Below are 18,560 nucleotides of genomic sequence, written 5' to 3' on the forward strand. Positions count from 1 at the left end.
GAGAGATGGCGCGCCACCGATTCCATAAGCGCCTCAAAGACGGGGTGTTGGGCGAGCGCTTGTAACTTGTAAGACGATTACCAAAGCCCGTCCGCTGGATGATGTTGTGAGGCGCCCGCTTGACCAGACCGCGAAGCTGCGCTCGAACATTCGCCGGCGCGTGTTGATCTAGCCGGGGATTTGCTTTGCGGGGTGCATCCGCAACTGGATGCGACGCATGCGCAACCCCGGTCTGCGACCCTCCGGAGAATATACGCCTCTTGACTAGGCTTTACCCGTCGGGCCGGCCGGATTTGAACCGGCGACCTCTTGACCCCCAGTCAAGCGCGCTAACCAAGCTGCGCCACGGCCCGCCGTAGCCCCCTACAGGCTAACAACGCATTGGGATATCACTAGGGCAATTGGCCGGACAGGCCCCTCGGTCGGATGCGCCCTCTTGAACCCGTGTCTATCAATGCCCAGCAATCCAACGCGCTATCCATCCACCTATCTGAACGAGACGCAGTATGACATAAACAGCAAAAGCCGCCCCCAACAGCTTTATATGCCAGGGAAGAGTAGGACGGCTCAAACCGGAGGCACCCCGTGGTGGCGATCAGAGAAACTACGGTCCTTGTTAGCGACACGCTCTAGCCGAGATGCGAGTTCTGCTCGCAAGTTTTCTGGGTCGACGACTGCATCGACGACGAGGTCAGAAGCTAGCCTCAAAAGGTCGACATCTGCCTCGTATTCTTTTTGCTTTTCCTCTATGAACTTCGCTCTTTCCTCCTCGGGCAGCGACTGGATTTTGTTGTAGTAAACGGCATTGACCGCAGCCTCGGGTCCCATCACAGCGATAGAGGCCGTGGGAAGTGCAAGAGTGGCATCGGGCTCGAAAGCCGGTCCCGCCATCGCATACAACCCTGCGCCGTAAGCTTTTCGTACTACGACACAGATCTTGGGCACCGTCGCCTCCGACACGGCCGTAATCATTTTGGCGCCGTGGCGTATGATTCCTTCCCTCTCGACCTTGGTGCCGATCATAAAACCCGGAACATCGCACAAAAACACGAGGGGGATGTTGAAAGCATCGCAAAGCCAGACGAATCTGGCAGCCTTGTCTGCAGAGTCGACAAACAAAACGCCTCCCCTCACAGCCGGCTGGTTGGCGACGATTCCAATGACGCGTCCTTTGAGCCGCGCGAATCCCACAATAATTTCGGGGGCAAACAACGGCTTCAGCTCAAAGAAGCTACCTTTGTCTACTAGCCCTTTTATCAGTAGGTGCATATCGAAGGGCTTGCGTCCCTCAGCGGGCACTATGCTTCGGAGCGGAGGCCCTTCCTCTGGCGCGCGAGCTGGCACGGTCGGTGGGTGAGCCCTGAAGTTCTGGGGAAAATAAGAGAGATATCGCCGCGCAACTTGGATTGCCTCCTCGTCACTGTCGACGAGAAGGTCTCCACATCCAGAGACAGTGCAGTGCATCTCCGCTCCACCCATCTCCTCGAGCGTCGTGATCTCCCGAATCACCACCTCTGCCATGCGGGGTGATCCCAGGTACATGGATGCATTGCCTCGAACCATGATCACCACATCACAGAAGGCCGGTATGTACGCCCCGCCGGCAGCCGACGGGCCCATCAGACAGCAGATCTGGGGAACCTTCCCAGAAAGGCGGACTTGGTTATAGAAGATTCTGCCTGCTCCTCTCCTGCCGGGAAAGAGCTCGACTTGATCGGTGATCCGGGCCCCAGCAGAGTCGACCAAGTAGAAGATGGGGATCTCGTGCTTGAGGGCTACCTCGGTGATGCGGATGATCTTCTCGACAGTCCGAGCCCCCCAAGACCCTGCCTTTACCGTAGGATCGTTGGCCATGACACACACTGGCCGCCCGTCTACTGTACCGGTTCCTGTCACCACCCCATCCGCAGGCAGCTCAGGATCCAATGCATTGGCAAAAGCTCCATCTTCTATAAAAGAGCCCTCATCCAAAAGCAAGTCGAGCCGGTCCCTCACGAACAACTTGCGTTGTTCGGCGAGTTTGCTTTTGTAGCGGGGATTCCCATCCCGGATCTTCCGCAAACGGTCAGCGAAAGTCCGAGCCAAATTTTCGGGACCACCCCCAGCACGAGAGGCAGATAGGTTCTCTATTTCTTTTTCCATCTCGGGCCCGCTTTGAGAACAGCACTCGGAAGTTCTCGTCCGGCTATTTCTTGAGCAAGTCTGGCCACTTCTAAGAGGCTATCGAGATCGACCCCGGTCTCGACTCCCATATCGTGGGCCATGTAGACGAGGCCCTCGGTCGCAATGTTTCCCGCCGCGCCGGGAGCATAAGGACATCCTCCCAGACCACCAATGGACGCATCGAAGTAGCGCTCCCCGGCATCCATGGCCCCCAGGACGTTAGCCAACCCCGTACCCCGGGTGTCATGGAAGTGGAAGTTAAGCGCCGTCACTTCGTCTGTACCCAAGACCGAACGCACCTCGTGTGCCAAGTCCCAGACTCGCCGCGGAGTGGCCATTCCTGTCGTATCCCCCAGTGATACCCCCTGAACTCCCACCTCCACACACCGCCGCACCAGCCGCACAACTTCGGATGGCTTGACGTCTCCCTCGTAGGGGCATCCCCAGGCGGTGGAGATCGTCACCTCGACATCTGCACCGATTTGAGTTGCCGACGATACGACCTTCGATAACTCTTCGATAGATTCCTCTCTGGATCGTCCGGCGTTTTTTTTGTTGTGGGTCTCGGATGCCGAGACCACAAATTGGAGATGGGAAAAACCTGCCTCCAAAGCCCTTTTTGCGCCCTTTTCATTAAGAACCAGTGCCGAATAAATCACGCCGTTTGCCTTCTCGATACCGGCCCACACATCTTCGGCACCTGCCATCTGGGGCACTTTGTCCGGCCTAACAAAGGAAGTGACTTCGATTCGGCGAAGACCCGTTTTAGAAAGGGAATCGATTAGGCGAATCCGCTCTGAAACCGGAATCGGAGCCTCGTTTTGAAGGCCGTCTCTTGGCCCTACTTCTCGGATCTCAATAGATTGCGGAATGTACATGGCTCTATCTTCTCCGTGATGCCCTAGGTACGACCTTGACCTTTATAGGGGTGGGCCCAATCCCTAAATCCTTTCTAAATCTGTTCTCCAGGTATCGGACATACGAATCAGGCAACTTCGCCCCAGTGAAGACAACGAAGGTCGGAGGTTTCCTAGCTGCTTGAGTGGCATACAGCAGCTTGGGACGCCGCTTGAGCGCACTCTCGAACGGCGGGGGGTTCTCTGCGACGACCCTTTGAAGGACTTCGTTGACCTTGGCCGTTGTAGCCCGTGAGCTATAAGCCTCCAACACCTCATCTATGACAGGTAAGATTTTCGGCACATTTCGCCCCGTTGCTGCGGACACCCTCAATACAGGTGCAAAGTCTACGAAGCGAAGTTTGCTTGCCGCCTCCTTCAGTACTCGCTCCTTTGTCTCCTCATCACAGAGATCCCATTTGTTGAGGATCACTGCGATGCCACAACCAGCCGATAGCGCGCGTCGTGCAATCGATTGATCTTGCTCGGTTACACCCAAACTTGCATCTGCAACCAGAAGAACTACATCGGCCCGGTCGATTGCCCTGTAGGTGCGGGTGGCACTGTAGTACTCCACCCTACTCTGGTAGCTGCCTGCCTTCTTTAGGCCCGCTGTGTCAACGAAGCGATACCGCCTCCCATGTTCGGTCTGTACAATGCTATCGATCGAATCCCTAGTCGTACCCGCTACATCACTCACAATAGAACGCTCCTCGGAGAGGATTTGGTTGAACAGGGTCGATTTGCCCACGTTTGGACGCCCAACTATGGCTACGGCGGGAATCTCCTCCTCTTCAACTGAGAGTGCCGGGGCCCGATCTCCGAGCATCCCCACTATCCTGTCCAAAAGGTCACCTACGTTCCGCCCGTGTAGGGCCGAGACTGGCACCACCTCGCCCAGTCCCAAGGCGTGAGCTTCATAAGAAGCAGCTTCCCGCGTCTCGGAATCTACTTTGTTCGCAACTACGATCACATTTGGCGCGTGACCTTCAGTGGCCCGCTTTCGCAACAGGTCAGCGATTTCCCGATCGCCAGGAAGAATGCCGGCTGACGCATCTACAACAAAGAGCACGACGTCTGCATGGCGAACAGCCACTTCGACCTGACGAGCGACCAACTCATCTAAGACCTCACCCCTGCCCGTTTCCCAGCCCCCGGTATCCACCAACGTGAAGAGACGGCCAGCCCACTCGCACACCTCTTCTTTGCGGTCTCGGGTCACCCCCGGAACTTCGGCAGCTACAGCGGACTGACGGCCCAAAATTCTGTTAAACAGAGTGGACTTGCCAACATTTGGTCGACCGACTATGCAGACTATTGGGAGCTTGCTCATAAGCGATGTGAGTAAGGGGTTGATCGCGGGGTTCTCATCGAAGGTCTTTTGGCTGGCGTAGTAGACTATCAACGATGTCCAAGACGACTGTGTCCGTTAGGGGATCTGCTGGACGAAAAATGGTCGAGCCCGATCCCCCGTTCAACCGATCCACGTCTCGCCAGCGCTCGACCCTTCGCGAGGCCGGCATACAAATAGAGCGTGTGCTGGTATCGAAGCCTCGAGGGTTCTGCGCGGGAGTCGAGATGGCCATCAAAGCGCTTGTGTGGATGCTTCGCATATTTGGGCCGCCCGTCTACTGCTATCACCAAATTGTCCACAATCGTTCGGTTGTAGAAGCTTTTGAAAAAGCAGGGGTGGTGTTTATAGAAGACATCTCGGACGTACCTGGGGGGGCGCCGGTCATGCTATCCGCCCACGGCTCTGCGCCCCAAGTAGTAAAAGAGGCGGAGCGCCGGGGTGGCTTCGTCGTGGACGCCGTGTGCCCTCTGGTCACCAAGGTTCATCACGAAGCACGAACGAGAGCGAAACGAAATTACGAGATTGTGTACATCGGTCACAAGGGCCATGACGAAGCAGTGGGCACTATGGCGGTCGCTCCTGAATCGATGCACTTGGTGGAGTCCCGCCAAGAACTAGAGAATCTCGAGCTGAGAAGCGATCGCGCAGGGGTGGCTTTGCTAGCCCAGACCACGCTGTCTCACTTTGAGTGGGAGGGTATTTTAGAAGAAGCCAAAGCGCGCTTTGGCGACCTGTGGCTTCCCGGACGCGAAGATCTTTGCTATGCCACCACTAATCGGCAAAAGGCGGTCATGGAGCTGGCAAGGCGCGCCGATGCGATCTTGGTAGTAGGATCTGCTAACTCTTCAAACACCAATGCTTTGGTCTCGGTCGGTAAGAAAGCGGGATGTGAGCGCACAGCCCGAATCGACGGCCCAGACGACATCGATCCAGCAATGCTAGAGTCGGCCAAGACAGTGGGGCTTACAGCGGGTGCATCGTGCCCTGAGTCTTTGGTGGAGGAAGTCATTGCCTATCTGGCACCTTCAGCAGGCGTCGAAGTACTGAGCGTTATCGACGAAGACGAATACTTCCCCCTTCCACCAAAGCTCAGAGAGCTGCTCGCCGAGCGGTTCGGGAGTGTAGTCGACGATCGAAAAGTAACGGCCGCCGATGCCCTAGCAGAGTTGGAGGACCTCTCCTAAATCCAGTCGATTTCCTCAAAGTACCGTGCGGATAGGCGGGATTGAGGCTAGCCTATCGTGACCTCGTTGCTTCGACATGCTTGGATCTGTTGGAAAGATTTTCTAGCTCATCTAAAAGCGTTTCAAGAGAGCTCTTCAATGCTGAGGTTACCTCTTGCCGTTCCGCTCTCCCACCTCGCCTTATATAGATCGGATCCCCCACCTTGACAACGACCTTCGAAAACGGATGTGGAACCCCACGTCTGTCGAGCAGTCTGTCAGAACCCAATATCGCGACCGGCACGATCGGAGTATTGGCCCGTTCTGCCAAGTAAGCAACGCCTGAATGCAGTGGCCCCACTTCCGGACCATCCATTCGTGTCCCCTCTGGAAAGACGCAGACAATCTCTCCTCTTTTGAGGAGATAGCAGCCGGTCTCGATAGCTGCTCGGTCACCGAGGCCACGTTTGACAGGAAACGCGCCAAACAGAGTCGATATCCAGCCTCCGAGGCGGCGGTTCCAAATCTCGGCTTTGCCCATAAAATGGATAACGCGTCTGGTTGTCAGAGCAACCAAAAGAACGTCTACATAGCTACGGTGGTTCGGGGCAAGAATCACCCCTCCGCTAGACGGGATTTTTTCTTTTCCAAATAGTTCTAAGCGACACAAAAGCTTGAAAACAACAAGAGCAATCGGCCAGAGGATGCGATATAGGAATGGCCTCCTTACGACCGTGTATCCGCCTTCGACGTGCTCTTTAGGCATCTTCTCTCCTAGTACCTCTCAATCAAGAGCGCCGAGAGCCTTTCTGTGCCTCCCGCCAGAGGGCTTCAATCCGGTCCGCCACTGCGGTGGGCTCCAAGTGTGTTGTGTCAATTACTTCGACCCCCTTCGCAGCCTTCAATGGAGACGCTTCTCGCGTCGAGTCAAGGCGATCGCGTCTCTGAATGTCTTCCAGGAGCTCTTCGAGCGTTCTGCCCTTGTCTGTTTCAAGCCTGCGCATCGCTCGAACTTCGGGAGATGCTGTGAGGAACACTCTCACGGCAGCATCTGGAAAAACAATAGTTCCAATATCACGTCCTTCGACTACTGCCCCATCGCCAACGTATCTTCTTTGTTTTGCCACCAGTGCCTGCCTAACCTCTGGAATCGCCGAGTACTCTGAGACAGCACGGTCTACGTCCTTGCTTCTCAACTCTTCGGTAACGTCCTCTCCGCACACGAAAACCCGACCGTCTTCAGACATCTCGAAATCTAGATTGCCAGCCAGTTCAGACAGGCGAGCTGTATCTGTGGAATCTATTCCAGCACGCAGTGCAAGTAGCGTGACCGCCCGATACATCGCCCCTGTGTCCAGGTATCTGAATTTCAGTCGATCGGCCAAAAGCTTCGCGACGGTTGACTTTCCTGCGCCTGCTGGCCCATCAATCGCTATCACCCTGCGGCGCCTTCGGGTCGAATTCGATTGCGCCATTTCACCCCGTACTCATTGCAGAAGTCGGCCTTCACGGCCCCTACGAATAAAAGTGATCCGATCCAGCCATTCGAATTAGCTCCGAGACAAATTCCGGATAGGAAACGGCGCATGCCGATATGCCATGAACTCGGGACACCCCCTTCGAAGCGCATGCAAGCATAGCTGTCGCCATAGCGATCCTGTGGTCCCCGTGGGAGTCGTACTCTGCAGCCACCGGCGGGCCGTTCACGCCTTTAATCAGTAGGCCGTCGGGGCGCTCTTCTATGAATGCACCGGTCTTAGACAGTTCACGAGCAAGGGCAGCAATGCGGTCGGACTCTTTCGTCCTCAGCTCTGCAGCGTCCTTTATAAGACTCGTCCCACGCGCTAGGCAGGCAGCAGTTGCCAGTATCACAACCTCGTCGATCAAAGACGGTATTTCTCTGGCGCCGATGGAAAATCCCCCCAGGGACCCATTCCATTGGGCTCGGAGCGTGCCGAAGCTCTGCCCAAGCACCTCTCCTCGGCAATCGCAGACAATCTCGGCCCCCATCGAAACGAGAATATCGGCAAAGCGCTTCCGGACTGGGGTAAGCACGACATTTTCGGCTTCCACTGTCGAGTTTGGAATCATTGCAGCTCCGGCGAGAAAAAAAGATGCAGAGGATATGTCTCCAGGTATCTCTGCATGGAAGGGAAGCACCTCGGAAGGTTCCAGGCAAATCTCGCCGTCAGCAATCTCGACAGACGCTCCCAGTGCCTTGAGCATTACCTCGGTATGCTCTCTTGTAGGGTACTTTTCTTTGACGAGAGTCCGACCCTCTGCTGCTAATCCCGCCAAGAGAATAGCGCCCTTCACTTGAGCGGAGGCTACTGGCAGCTCGTATTCAATCCCCCGTAGACGTCTACCTCGAATCATCACCGGCGGAACCCCACCAGGAGAAGTGTTCACGGCAGCCCCCATCGAAGAGAGCGGCACCGCGACTCGGTCCATCGGCCTTCGTCTGAGGGATGCATCTCCGGTAAGAACCGATAGATACGGCAGTCCCGCCACTAAGCCGCTTCCTAGCCTCATGGTAGTGCCAGAGTTCTGGCAGTCGATCACCCGAGTAGGTTCGGCAAGACCTTCGAGCCCTCGGCCCTCTACCACGACCAGTGCCTCCCTGCTCTGCAGACCCACCCCCAAGCACTTCAAAAACCTCATTGTTGAAGAGACATCCGCTCCGGTGCTCAAGTTCGATATACGACTCTCGCCTTTGGCAATAGCTGCCATTAGAAGGGCTCTGTGGGAGACGGACTTGTCACCTGGAGGACGGATGGTACCCGCGAGAACTACCGGGCCCTCTACTACAAGGGTGTCACCGTCGAGGCGAATTCGGGAATCGTCGTCACTCGCCATCGAAGCGCTTTAGCTTCTGCGATCAGAGTCATCGTCTAGCGGGGGTGATTGAGGTCGAACACTCGCCCTAAATCCCGCTTCCCGCAAGGCTTGGCCCGCCGCTATGGCCTCGTCTTCGCCCTCGATGGTAAGACGCAATAGTCCTGCCCCACCGGACCCCGCCTCGACGGGATGGGTAATCGTAACGTCGGAAATGTTTATCCCCCGCTGCCCAACCAAGGTGGTGACTTGCGCCAGCGCCCCCGGACGATCCTCGATAGCTACAGCCACCTCCCAAAAAGCGCCTTTTGCCTCTCGCTTAACAAAGAATTCGTTTCGAGCGGCCCTTGCTTCTAAGAGAAAGGTCTTCAACCTCACTGCATCCGACCCAGCTAGCCACTCTTTTACCTCACCGAGCCTTTTTTGAAGCTCCTCGAGTGCCTCGACGACCGCTTCCCCGTTCCAGGTTAAGATATCGGTCCAAATCTCGGGGCTACCTGCTGCGATCCGGGTAACGTCGCGAAGTCCTCCTGCTGCGAGCTTAGCAAGTGCTGCTTCCGAGGATGCTTTACGAGAAACGAAGTCCATCAAGGCTGCCGCAACCACATGGGGAAGATGGCTGACGACTCCTACAAAGCGGTCGTGTTCATCGGGTCTGACGGCTAAAACCTTGGCTCCGGTCTCAGAGACGACGCCCGATAGATCGGCCAAGGCTTGAGAGTCGGTCGTCTCCGTGGGTGTCAACACCCATGTCGCGCCTTTGTATAGATCCGCTCGTGCTGCTTCCAGCCCCGATAACTCCGAGCCGCACATCGGGTGACCCCCGATGAAGTGCTTTCCGGAAGGGATGGCTCTTTCGACATCCCTCACAATCCGGGCCTTGACGCTACCCACGTCAGAGACAATGCACCCATCCGGCGCAGCCTTGGCAGCTCTAATAGCTAGCTCGACAACGGTCGAAACGGGCGTAGCAATGAATACGAAATCGCACCCCTCTATGGCGTCCTCTAAATCCCTAAAAGCACGGTCGACGGCACCTGCTCGCGCAGCGCGCTCTGTTACCTCGTAGGTTCTGTTCCAGCCCCGAACCTCGAAGGACCGCCCCGATTCTAGAGCCGCGGAGCGAAGAGCCATCCCCAAAGATGCGCCCATAAGCCCCATACCTGCGATCGCGACCACGGCTCGATCCTTACCGCCTGCGGTCACTGCAGCTCCTTCCTACATAGCACTAGCCGCGATCCAATTGGAGCCTTTCCGCAGCAGAACACCCCGATCTCAACCGATCACGCGCCCCATCACCCTAGCAATCTGCCTCAACTCGCCCATAAGTCGCTCAAACTCATGAGGGAGAATCGCCTGAGCCCCATCGCACAAAGCTTCTTCGGGACACGGGTGAACGTCTATCATTACGCCGTCCGCTCCAACCGCAATTGCTGCTCGAGCCAATGGTCCGACAGCATAGGAACGCCCAGCAGCGTGACTCGGGTCCACAATTATTGGGAGATGGGTCAATTGCCGTAGCACCGGTACCGCAGAGATATCGAGTGTGAACCTGGTAGCAGGCTCGTAAGTGCGTATGCCCCGCTCGCATAGAACTATGGACTCGTTTCCCTCTTTGGCGATGTACTCAGCAGCTAGCAACCACTCCTCGATTGTCGAGTTCATTCCCCTCTTGAGAATTACTGGCTTGTGTTGTTTCCCTACCTCAGAGAGGAGCGTGAAGTTCTGCATATTGCGCGCACCCACGCGTAAAGCGTCCGCATATTCAGCAACTAGCTCCACATCTCGCGCATCTAGGACCTCGGCTACAAAGGGGAGGCCCGTGTCTCGAGAAGCGTCTTTCATGATCTCGAGAGCTTCCTTACCTAAACCCTGAAAGGCATACGGAGACGTCCTAGGCTTGAACGCTTCGCCCCTCAGAATCGTCGCCCCTGACGCCGCCACAGCCTTGGCCGACGTTAGCGTCTGCTCCCTGTTCTCTACCGCGCACGGCCCGGCTACTACTGCGAAATGCTCTCCTCCAATCTTTGCGGTACCAATCTCGACGATTGTGAGGCCGTCTTGGGCTTCTTTTGCGACGATCTTGTACGGCTTCAGTACTGGAATGACGCGCTCGACACCATCGAGTGCTTCGAGGGGAAGAGTTGCGATCTCGGTATCGTCACCGATAGCGCCCACGACCGTCCGGAACTTTCCCTTTGAAACGTGGGCCTCTGCCCCGATGGATTTGAGCTTCGCAACGACGCTTCGAACGTCTTCGTCGGTGGCGTTGGGTTGCATGACGATCAGCATTTCAAACCCCGTTCAACCTGGCTAATGTCTATACTCGGTGTCTCGTATCGCTCAGTTAGCTAGATCAACTCGCAAACGTTTTGCTTCCCCCTCGTACACGTGTTTAATTTCGCTGCGAGATTTGCTGCTGTAGCAGTGCACGAGAACCCTTATACAACGCGGGGGACCGTGCTCAACTAGTATCTCCCTCGCTCCCAAAAGAGGCACGTCGAGCAGCCCGATCGCCCGAGCTCCTGCGGCTGGGAACTCCGACCTGAGATCCTCGGTCGCCGTAAAGATGATACTTACGAGATCATCGCTTCCTACCTCGTTTAGCTCCAGTATCTTCTGAAGCAAAAAAGCTGTTTTATCCACAATCTCTTGAGGATCATCTTTATCTACTGTGATAGCTCCCCTAATAGCGACAAGTCTCACGCCTAATTTTCCTCGCCCCCACTAGCTCCACCGTTGAGGTGTTTTTTATGGAGCCTCGTTGCCATGTACAACTGGTGGACCTCGGCAGGTGTGAGGTACCGCCACTGTCCTGAGGAGAGCTTCCGATCTCTCAGAGGGCCTATAGCTGTGCGCACGAGCGCTTCGACTCTGCCCCCGACCGCAGCTATCATCCTTCTTATCTGGCGCTTGCGCCCCTCTGTGATTGTTATCCGGAGGATCCGGCGGCCTCCCACCTTGTCAAGCTGACGCACTTTCGCTGGCAGCGTCCTTCCATCCTCCAGTTCTATCCCCCTTCTCAGTTTTCCAAAGGCACCAGGGACCAAGCTTCCCGAAACTGCCACTACATAGGTTTTGTGCAGCTTAGATGATGGATGAGTGAGCCGGTGGGCAAGTTCGCCATCGTTCGTGAGGATCAACAATCCCTCGCTGTCTTTGTCCAACCGCCCAACTGGAAACAATCTATAGCGGTTCGTAAGGTCGTGCGGTAGTAGATCCAAGACCGTCTTTGTTGCATGTTCGTCTTTCACGCTGGTAATTGTTCCGGCGGGCTTGTTCAACAATATGTACACCCTTTTCTGGGATAAGGGCACCGGCTCGCCATCTACGGTGATTTCGTCTTTTTCGGGATCCGCTTTATCGCCCAGGCGAGCAACACGTCCGTTTACCGCAACCCGGCCTGCAGCTATAAGCTCCTCGCACTTGCGACGGGATGCGATGCCTGCACCAGCCAGAATCTTTTGTAAGCGAACTTTACGAGCACTTGGAGCATCGGGCACGACCGTCGTCCCCGCTAGGGCTCGAGGTCATTGCGTTCAGTGTCGGCTAAGGTTTCCTGATCCCCTGAGTTTCCCTCGTCCTCCGAGCGCGAATCGGGCGCGAGGAGTGCCTCTTCTATTCGCTCTGCCTCCCCCGGCTCGGGAGCAAACTGGCCGAGTGGTGGAAGCTCTTCCAGGCCCGAGATCCCCATCTGCTCGAGGAAGCGAGTCGTCGTACCGTATAAAACCGCTTTTCCCGGACCCTGGTCCCGTCCAACCTCTTCGACGAGACCTCGTACCACTAGGTTTCTTACCACAGCATCGCAGTTCACACCTCTTATAGCTGCTAGCTGCGCCCTTGACACCGGCTGTTTGTACGCTATGATCGCCAGCGTCTCCAGAGCCGCGGCAGAAAGCCTCGCGTCTTGCTGGGAGGCAATAAAAGCTTCGACGTATCCGGCCTCATCCGGGTGGGAGTAAAACCGCCATCCCCCTGCCACCTTGCGCAGGCAGAAGCCATGGCCCTCCCGCTCGTACCTGGCTGCTAGATCTTCGAGCGCTCGCTCGATCTCAGAGTGCGATACCTCGCACACCTCCGCCAAGACAGAAGGGGGAATAGGATCTTCCGCAACCATCAAGATAGCCTCAAGATGGCGGGCTAGCTCGCCCATGCCCATGTCGCCTGGATCGCCGCTCCTATCAGACGTGCTCATCGCCTTGCTCCCCGCGTCGCTCCTGCATTTCCGTAACAGCTTCAGCTGAAACCTCTTGGAGCAATTCCTCGACTGGAAAACGCTCGCCTCCTCGCCAAATCACAGTGATCTCGCCGAAGGTTCGAAACTGCTCAATGTCGACAAGCTCCTGCTTATAAAGCTCGAGAACAGCCAGGAAGTGGAGTCCTACCTCCAGACGGGAAGTGCACGAAGCTGTCAGGTCACGAAAGGTTATGTGACGGGCTGCCTGAGTGCGTTCCGCTGTAGAAACAAGCACCTGAGAAAAGCGCACTGGAGGCACGTAAATGTGGCTCATCTCAAGCGAGGGCTGGGGGGCGCTTCTTGCGAAAACCTCCGCAGCGAGGGCCGCCAGCATTTCGGGAGTAACCCCCTGCAAAAGCGGCGGCATTACCGATGCATATCTCTCGTCGGGTCCTATTGCACGGGGATATGGTGTGCGTCCAGCAATTAGTCTGGAACCAATGGCCTCTGCTGCTTTCTTGAAAGTTTTATGTTCGAGAAGCTTTGCGATGAGATAGTCCCGCTTCCCCGCAAGCTCGGCGTCAAGCTCAAGCGCGCCTCCGTCTTTTGAACGAAGAAGCCTCGCCGATTTCAGCTCTATGAGAATCGAAGCGATCAAAAGGAACTCGGTGGCGGAGTCTAAGTCGATTTCCCCCAGCCGCTCTAGCTCCTTTAGGTAATCGTCTACTATCTCGGCTAGCGAAATGTCGTAAATCTCTACCTGGTTGCCCGTGATGAGGTGCAATAACAAGTCGAAAGGCCCACTGAATACCGGGGTTCGTACCTCGATCGTCATTTCAGCTATTGGTCGTTGCTCGTCAGATGTCCGGAGCAAGTACTTCCGTCCAAAACGCCCGACTTTCCCCTGGCCGCTCTGGAATTCCCAACGCCCACCAGATCCCTTGCTCCCTCCAAAGTAGTCTCCGCAATAGGCTTGACCTTCTCGAAGCCCAAGTCAAGCACCTGATCGACTCTCCCGGGCTGTTTAGCCTCGGCTCTCCTTTTGCGTATGGGCTCCAACGTGGCGTTCAGATTGCCTGCAAGCTGATCTTTGCAAGCTACGCACCCCCTAGCTCCAGCTCGACACTCGGCAGCCACAATGGCCGTGTCCTCGGGAGGAGTGAAAAGTTCGTGGAGAGAATAAACAGAACACACCTCGGGACGGCCTGGATCCTTCAAGTAAATCTTTTGAGGATCCGTGATATAGGACCGAATTTTCTTTTGCACGATTTCGGGAGAATCATCGAGAAATATGGCATTCCCATAAGACTTCGACATCTTCCTTCCGTCGTTTCCAGGGACTCGAGATGCATCGCTAAGCAATCCCATGGGCTCGGGAAAATACTCTGCTCCAAAAAGATTGTGAAAACGCCTAACTACCTCCCTACCTAACTCTAGGTGCGGAAGCTGGTCCTCCCCGACTGGCACTACCTCTCCTTTCACCACTGTTATGTCCGCAAGTTGCAAAAGCGGGTACCCGAGGAATCCATGCGTGGAAATATCTCTCTCCTCCAACTCGGACAGCTGTTCTTTAAAGGTGGGATTGCGCTCCAACCATGAGAGCGGAGTGATCATCGAGTAATACAGAGCTAGCTCCGCTACCTCGGGCAAATCGCTCTGCCTGTATATGACGGCCTTCTCTGGATCTAGGCCTGCCGCTATCAGATCTACTACAAGGTCAGATGTGTTGACATCTAGTTCCTCGCCGCGATCGTAATCGGTAGAGAGCATGTGCCAGTCGGCAACGAACACGAACACCTCAGTAACGTCTTGGAGCTGCACCAAGTTCTTCACGTTCCCGAAAAGGTGCCCTATGTGAAGCTTTCCAGTGGGTCGAAATCCGGTGAGAACGCGTTTAGACGCCGCTTCCTCTATCGATACTGTGCCTTGAAGCATGATCAGCTCACTGTCGTCATCTGACTTGCCTCATAGTTTTTGCGATCGGGAGATTCGCTTTACAGGATCTGCTCTGGCGGCACAGGAATCGCGAACTCCCGTCGTTGAAACTTACCAAACGCTCGCTCGAAGTCATCGTCGTCAACTTTGCGCAATGCCGAGATAATTCCAGGATCGACACTCCCCTGCTCTGCAAGCACCATCAGCACTTTCAGCCCAAAGGCGGGATCGAATAACGGGGAGGGACTACTTTCCTGGGTGAGCCTTATATCCGGCCCATTGGCCGCGGCCATACCTTTGTACTGAAGCGTTTTTTCTTGCACGCCCGGTTGAGCGCCAGGCGAAGCGGGTTGGCCACCCGGGAACGTCCCCGACGGGGGCGTCGGTGTCCCAGGAGTCAAACGCTCTCGCAGACACCTGACTGAGACCTGCTTTTTCTCTCCGGGCCCCAAAACGAAAGATTGATTCTCCAATGGGATAAACCGAGCTCCATTTCCTTTCTCGAGATCGCCTACCTCGTATGGGATGAGAGCCGCTACGACTAGAGGCGGCGCGCCATCCGCATTTCTCGCAGAAAAATCCAAGGAGACCTCGTTACTACCGCTTCCAGCAAGAGGTACGACAAAGCCCGCTAGATCCAATGAGAGCGAGGTTTCTATCGGCTCGGCTGCAGGCTTCAATTTGTCTTTGTTTCGCAAGAACATCATTGCAACTTCGTCGCCTCCTGGCTTACCACCTAAACCAGTGGCACCGCTGTTTGCCACACCTTTACTGCCTCGGTTACACCCAGAGGCCAAAACGATTGCCGCGGTTCCAATGACCAGAATCTTTAGTGCCGGTCGATTTACCATCGATGACTCGCCTTCTTGCTGACCAAACCTCCGACTAGGGCTAAGAGCGTCACAACCCTCCAAGCGACGCAACCATCGCTTCAACCGCCCTGTATGTTGGACCTGCTAAGACGAAGAGAAACACTACAAGAACTACCATCCATGCGAGACCGGTGTTGAGCGCGGCAGCGGCCTGGCTATCGGGGAAGCTGTATCTGAAAAACAGAGCGCCATCCAAGGGTCCTGCAGGAAGCAAGTTGAATACGGCGAGTACTCCACTTAGGAGCGCAACGCGAATGCCGGCAATTCTCGCTCCCCTCAAAAACTCCACGAGAAATCCTGCGGCGCTTTCGCTGCCGACACTTTCCAACGCCATGCGTGCCAACCGAGCGCCGAGCGCTGCGACCACGCTAAGTGCTGCATTCGAAACAGGACCTGCGATCACCGATATGGCAGGCCCAACGCGTCTAGGCTTCATTGCCCTAGGATCGATGGGCGTACTGGCATAGCCAAGCACCGCTCCCGAGCTCAGGATTCCTAAGATAGGCAAGATCACTGTCCCAAATAGATCCATGTGCGGAAGCGGATTAAGAGTAAGACGACCCGCTTCTTTCGCCGTTTCGTCTCCAAAACGCGTTGCGGCGAAAGCGTGAGAGAACTCGTGAACCGTAACGCAAAACAAAAATGTGAGATAGCTCAGAACACCATTTACAAAAGCGCTCACGCTGGGCCTAGGTCTTTGCTCGGGCGTGTCAGATACGATCTTCTCAGGCTTATCCCTGACACTTGATGCATCTCAACGCGTGCGGTCTCGCCTCTAAGCGCCGTAGCGGAATTTCGTCTCCGCAAATCTCGCATTTTCCGTAAGTTCCCGCCTCCATCCGGGCGAGCGCCTCTTCTACATCGGAAAGAGTTACCTGGAGACGGTCGATCAGCGCCAAGGTCTCCGCCTTTTCAGCTGTGGCAGCCGCTGAGTCGGCAAAGCCTTCGTTCACCGCAATCTCGACGCTTCCCGACCCCAGATCGACCCCTAGCTCCTTTAGTTGAACAATCAAATTGTTTCGCTCTTCTTCGAGTCGTGTTTTTAGATGTGCGTACTTAGCTGTCATCAAAGATCAACCCCGCTTGAGTCGGCCGATGCCAGAACCGCTCCGGTTCCCGGATCGCGGATGAGTGCTGCGATAGACAGACTTGATGCGTGAAAAAGTGATTTTTGTATAAGTCTGAGTCGTAGTAAGGCTAGCATGACCCAACATCTCCTGTACCGCTCTTATGTCTGCACCACCTTCAAGCATGTGAGTAGCGCAGGAGTGCCGCAAGATATGGGGGCTCAATTCTTCACCTAGGCCTACTCTCGAGGCTCGCCTTTTGAGAATTGACCAAAGCCCCTGCCGCGTCAACCTCTGGCCTCTAGCGTTCACGAACAGTGCCGCTGGGGCTCGAATTCTAGATGCTCTTTCGACTAAAACAGGCCGGGAAAGACTCAAATATCGCTCGAGCGCTGCCCGGGCATGGCTTCCCAAAGGAACTATCCGCTGCTTATTTCCCTTGCCCACGATCCTCACTAACTCGTTTTCAAGATCGATGTCTCCGAGATCCAGCGCCGCTATCTCGCTTATCCGGGCACCGGTGGAGTACAAGACCTCGACGATTGCCCGATCTCTGATGTCGGCAGGCGCAGGTCCGTCAATACTCTCGATCAACCGCTCGATCTCCTCTTTGCTCAGAGCCTTCGGGAGCGGACTCATTGAATGTGGCCCTGCTACTTCCCGCGCTGGATTGGACGATGAAATTCCCTCTGCAATTGCGAACTCATAAAAGCTTCTCAATGCAGACAACGCCCTGGATACCGAGCGCGCCGAGAGTCCTTCCTTGCGGAGGCTGACAATAAAGTCCTCAACATCGGAGGGACTAGCCTCCTCCGGTCCTTCCAGCCCTCTTTCGGACAGAAAGCGAGCAAACCGTGCCAGATCTCGCCTGTAGGAATCCAAGGTGAGACGCGATCGACCTTTCTCTACCGCGAGGTGCTGTAAGAACTCTCCGGCCCATTCCCTAGACAGCCTCCCAAGCGGTGCCGCTACCACTCAGCCCAAAACCTCCTTCAGCGGCGTCGCCTCGTAGCCGAGCGCCTCTGCAACCGCGGCATTTACGACTCTGCCGTAAACTGTGTTGACTCCACTAGCCAACTCTGGATAGACCTCGAAAACCGCGGGGATGCCTTGCTTGCAGATAGCAAGCGCGTAAGGAAGAGTTGCGTTGGTAAAAGCAAAAGTCGAGGTATGCGGCACGGCTCCCGGCATGTTCGAGACGCCGTAGTGGATAACGGAGTGAACTTCGAATACCGGGTCTTCGTGAGTCGTCTCCCTCGAGGTCTCACAGACCCCGCCTTGATCGATCGCGACATCTACGATGACTGCGCCGTCTTTCATGGTGCGAACCATCTCTTCAGTTACGAGCAACGGCGCCCTGGCTCCAGGATTCAAAGCCGCGCCGATGACGACATCAGCTCTGGCGATTTCCTCTGCAATAGTCAGCCGGGATGAGTACAGCGTCTGGATCCTTCCCCGGTGAATCGAGTCGACGTATCGTAGCTTTTCAGTGTCCTTGTCGATCATTACTACCTCTGCCTCGGCCCCCTGCGCTATCCAGGCTGCGTTTCGGCCTACGATCCCAGCTCCGAGGACGACTACTCGAGCAGGCCTGACCCCCGCCGCCCCACCGAACAGCACTCCTCGCCCACCATAAGGACGCTGCAAGAAATGCGCCGCTATGTGTGGGGCCATCCTACCTGCCACCTCTGACATGGGAGCCAGCAAAGGAAGAGAGCCGTCGGGCTTCTTGACAGTCTCACATGCGATCGCGACTACCCCAGAGTCGAGGAGAGCTCGAGTGACCTCGGGATGCGCAGCCAAGTGCAAATAAGCGAAGAGCAATTTTCCTTGCGAGAGGAATTGAAACTCTTGAGGAGTGGGTTCTTTTACTTTGAGGACAAGGTCTGCTTCGGCCCATACGTCTTCTGCAAGCGGGACGACGCGAGCACCGGCGGCAGCGTAGTGCGAGTCGGGAATCGAGGAGCCAAGTCCCGCCCCCTCCTCGACATAGACCGAAACTCCTAAGTGTGCTAGTTCAGCTACCCCCTCAGGGGTAGCTGCCACCCTAAACTCTGAGGGTTTGATCTCCTTGGGAACGCCTACAGCGAGCACCAGC

At 55.8% G+C, this 18,560-nt stretch carries 19 protein-coding genes and 1 tRNA gene; 1 reads left to right on the top strand and 19 read right to left on the bottom strand.

Features of this window, described 5'->3' with window-relative positions; genetic code table 11:
• Nucleotides 1–278: 278 nt before the first annotated feature.
• From C4318_07850 to der, 4 genes are all read right to left on the bottom strand, one after another.
• A tRNA-Pro gene (locus C4318_07850) sits at nucleotides 279–353 on the bottom strand.
• 214 nt (nucleotides 354–567) lie between these two features.
• Nucleotides 568–2,142 carry a carboxylase gene (locus C4318_07855; GenBank protein MER3455050.1) on the bottom strand — a complete coding sequence of 525 codons (1,575 nt, stop codon included), beginning with the start codon at nucleotides 2,140–2,142 and terminating at the stop codon, nucleotides 568–570.
• Entirely contained in the window at nucleotides 2,127–3,041 is a 915-nt protein-coding gene (locus tag C4318_07860; protein MER3455051.1) for a hydroxymethylglutaryl-CoA lyase, read from the bottom strand. The genes C4318_07855 and C4318_07860 overlap by 16 nt, the downstream gene beginning before the upstream one ends.
• A 4-nt stretch (nucleotides 3,042–3,045) precedes the next feature.
• Complete coding sequence (der, locus tag C4318_07865; protein ID MER3455052.1) at nucleotides 3,046–4,392, bottom strand: ribosome biogenesis GTPase Der; 1,347 nt, start codon at nucleotides 4,390–4,392, stop codon at nucleotides 3,046–3,048.
• Between the two features lie 119 nt (nucleotides 4,393–4,511).
• Between der and ispH the strand changes: the two genes are divergently transcribed.
• Nucleotides 4,512–5,597 carry a 4-hydroxy-3-methylbut-2-enyl diphosphate reductase gene (gene ispH, locus C4318_07870; protein MER3455053.1) on the top strand — a complete coding sequence of 362 codons (1,086 nt, stop codon included), beginning with the start codon at nucleotides 4,512–4,514 and terminating at the stop codon, nucleotides 5,595–5,597.
• A gap of 52 nt (nucleotides 5,598–5,649) precedes the next feature.
• On the opposite strand, the gene C4318_07875 is transcribed toward ispH, so the two are convergent.
• From C4318_07875 to ald, 15 genes are all read right to left on the bottom strand, one after another.
• Nucleotides 5,650–6,342 (bottom strand): 1-acyl-sn-glycerol-3-phosphate acyltransferase, encoded by a 693-nt coding sequence (locus C4318_07875; protein MER3455054.1) that lies wholly within the window; start codon nucleotides 6,340–6,342, stop codon nucleotides 5,650–5,652.
• Between the two features lie 22 nt (nucleotides 6,343–6,364).
• On the bottom strand, nucleotides 6,365–7,051 hold the full coding sequence (locus C4318_07880) for a (d)CMP kinase (GenBank protein ID MER3455055.1): 687 nt from the start codon (nucleotides 7,049–7,051) through the stop codon (nucleotides 6,365–6,367).
• Nucleotides 7,052–7,091: 40 nt separating this feature from the next.
• Nucleotides 7,092–8,432 (bottom strand): 3-phosphoshikimate 1-carboxyvinyltransferase, encoded by a 1,341-nt coding sequence (gene aroA, locus C4318_07885; protein ID MER3455056.1) that lies wholly within the window; start codon nucleotides 8,430–8,432, stop codon nucleotides 7,092–7,094.
• A 9-nt stretch (nucleotides 8,433–8,441) separates the two neighbouring features.
• Complete coding sequence (locus C4318_07890) at nucleotides 8,442–9,617, bottom strand: hypothetical protein (GenBank protein ID MER3455057.1); 1,176 nt, start codon at nucleotides 9,615–9,617, stop codon at nucleotides 8,442–8,444.
• A gap of 69 nt (nucleotides 9,618–9,686) precedes the next feature.
• Entirely contained in the window at nucleotides 9,687–10,703 is a 1,017-nt protein-coding gene (aroF, locus tag C4318_07895) for a 3-deoxy-7-phosphoheptulonate synthase (GenBank protein ID MER3455058.1), read from the bottom strand.
• A 51-nt stretch (nucleotides 10,704–10,754) separates the two neighbouring features.
• A complete protein-coding gene (aroH, locus tag C4318_07900; GenBank protein MER3455059.1) occupies nucleotides 10,755–11,117 on the bottom strand; it encodes a chorismate mutase in 363 nt (120 codons plus the stop codon).
• A 2-nt stretch (nucleotides 11,118–11,119) separates the two neighbouring features.
• Nucleotides 11,120–11,914 carry a pseudouridine synthase gene (locus C4318_07905; GenBank protein ID MER3455060.1) on the bottom strand — a complete coding sequence of 265 codons (795 nt, stop codon included), beginning with the start codon at nucleotides 11,912–11,914 and terminating at the stop codon, nucleotides 11,120–11,122.
• A gap of 14 nt (nucleotides 11,915–11,928) precedes the next feature.
• On the bottom strand, nucleotides 11,929–12,570 hold the full coding sequence (scpB, locus tag C4318_07910) for an SMC-Scp complex subunit ScpB (GenBank protein ID MER3455061.1): 642 nt from the start codon (nucleotides 12,568–12,570) through the stop codon (nucleotides 11,929–11,931).
• A gap of 22 nt (nucleotides 12,571–12,592) precedes the next feature.
• On the bottom strand, nucleotides 12,593–13,423 hold the full coding sequence (locus C4318_07915; GenBank protein ID MER3455062.1) for a segregation/condensation protein A: 831 nt from the start codon (nucleotides 13,421–13,423) through the stop codon (nucleotides 12,593–12,595).
• Nucleotides 13,424–13,428: 5 nt separating this feature from the next.
• Nucleotides 13,429–14,523, bottom strand: a complete 1,095-nt coding sequence (gene trpS / locus C4318_07920) for a tryptophan--tRNA ligase (GenBank protein MER3455063.1) — start codon at nucleotides 14,521–14,523, stop codon at nucleotides 13,429–13,431.
• A gap of 59 nt (nucleotides 14,524–14,582) precedes the next feature.
• Complete coding sequence (locus C4318_07925; GenBank protein MER3455064.1) at nucleotides 14,583–15,374, bottom strand: hypothetical protein; 792 nt, start codon at nucleotides 15,372–15,374, stop codon at nucleotides 14,583–14,585.
• Between the two features lie 49 nt (nucleotides 15,375–15,423).
• A complete protein-coding gene (locus C4318_07930; protein MER3455065.1) occupies nucleotides 15,424–16,077 on the bottom strand; it encodes a site-2 protease family protein in 654 nt (217 codons plus the stop codon).
• Between the two features lie 49 nt (nucleotides 16,078–16,126).
• On the bottom strand, nucleotides 16,127–16,462 hold the full coding sequence (locus tag C4318_07935; protein MER3455066.1) for an RNA polymerase-binding protein DksA: 336 nt from the start codon (nucleotides 16,460–16,462) through the stop codon (nucleotides 16,127–16,129).
• Between the two features lie 6 nt (nucleotides 16,463–16,468).
• Nucleotides 16,469–17,413 (bottom strand): site-specific tyrosine recombinase XerD, encoded by a 945-nt coding sequence (gene xerD / locus C4318_07940; protein ID MER3455067.1) that lies wholly within the window; start codon nucleotides 17,411–17,413, stop codon nucleotides 16,469–16,471.
• Nucleotides 17,414–17,437: 24 nt separating this feature from the next.
• Nucleotides 17,438–18,559 (bottom strand): alanine dehydrogenase, encoded by a 1,122-nt coding sequence (gene ald, locus C4318_07945; GenBank protein ID MER3455068.1) that lies wholly within the window; start codon nucleotides 18,557–18,559, stop codon nucleotides 17,438–17,440.
• Nucleotide 18,560 lies beyond the last annotated feature (1 nt).

Source organism: Acidimicrobiia bacterium (assembly GCA_040289475.1).
Classification (GTDB): Bacteria; Actinomycetota; Acidimicrobiia; order ATN3; family PSLF01; genus PSLF01.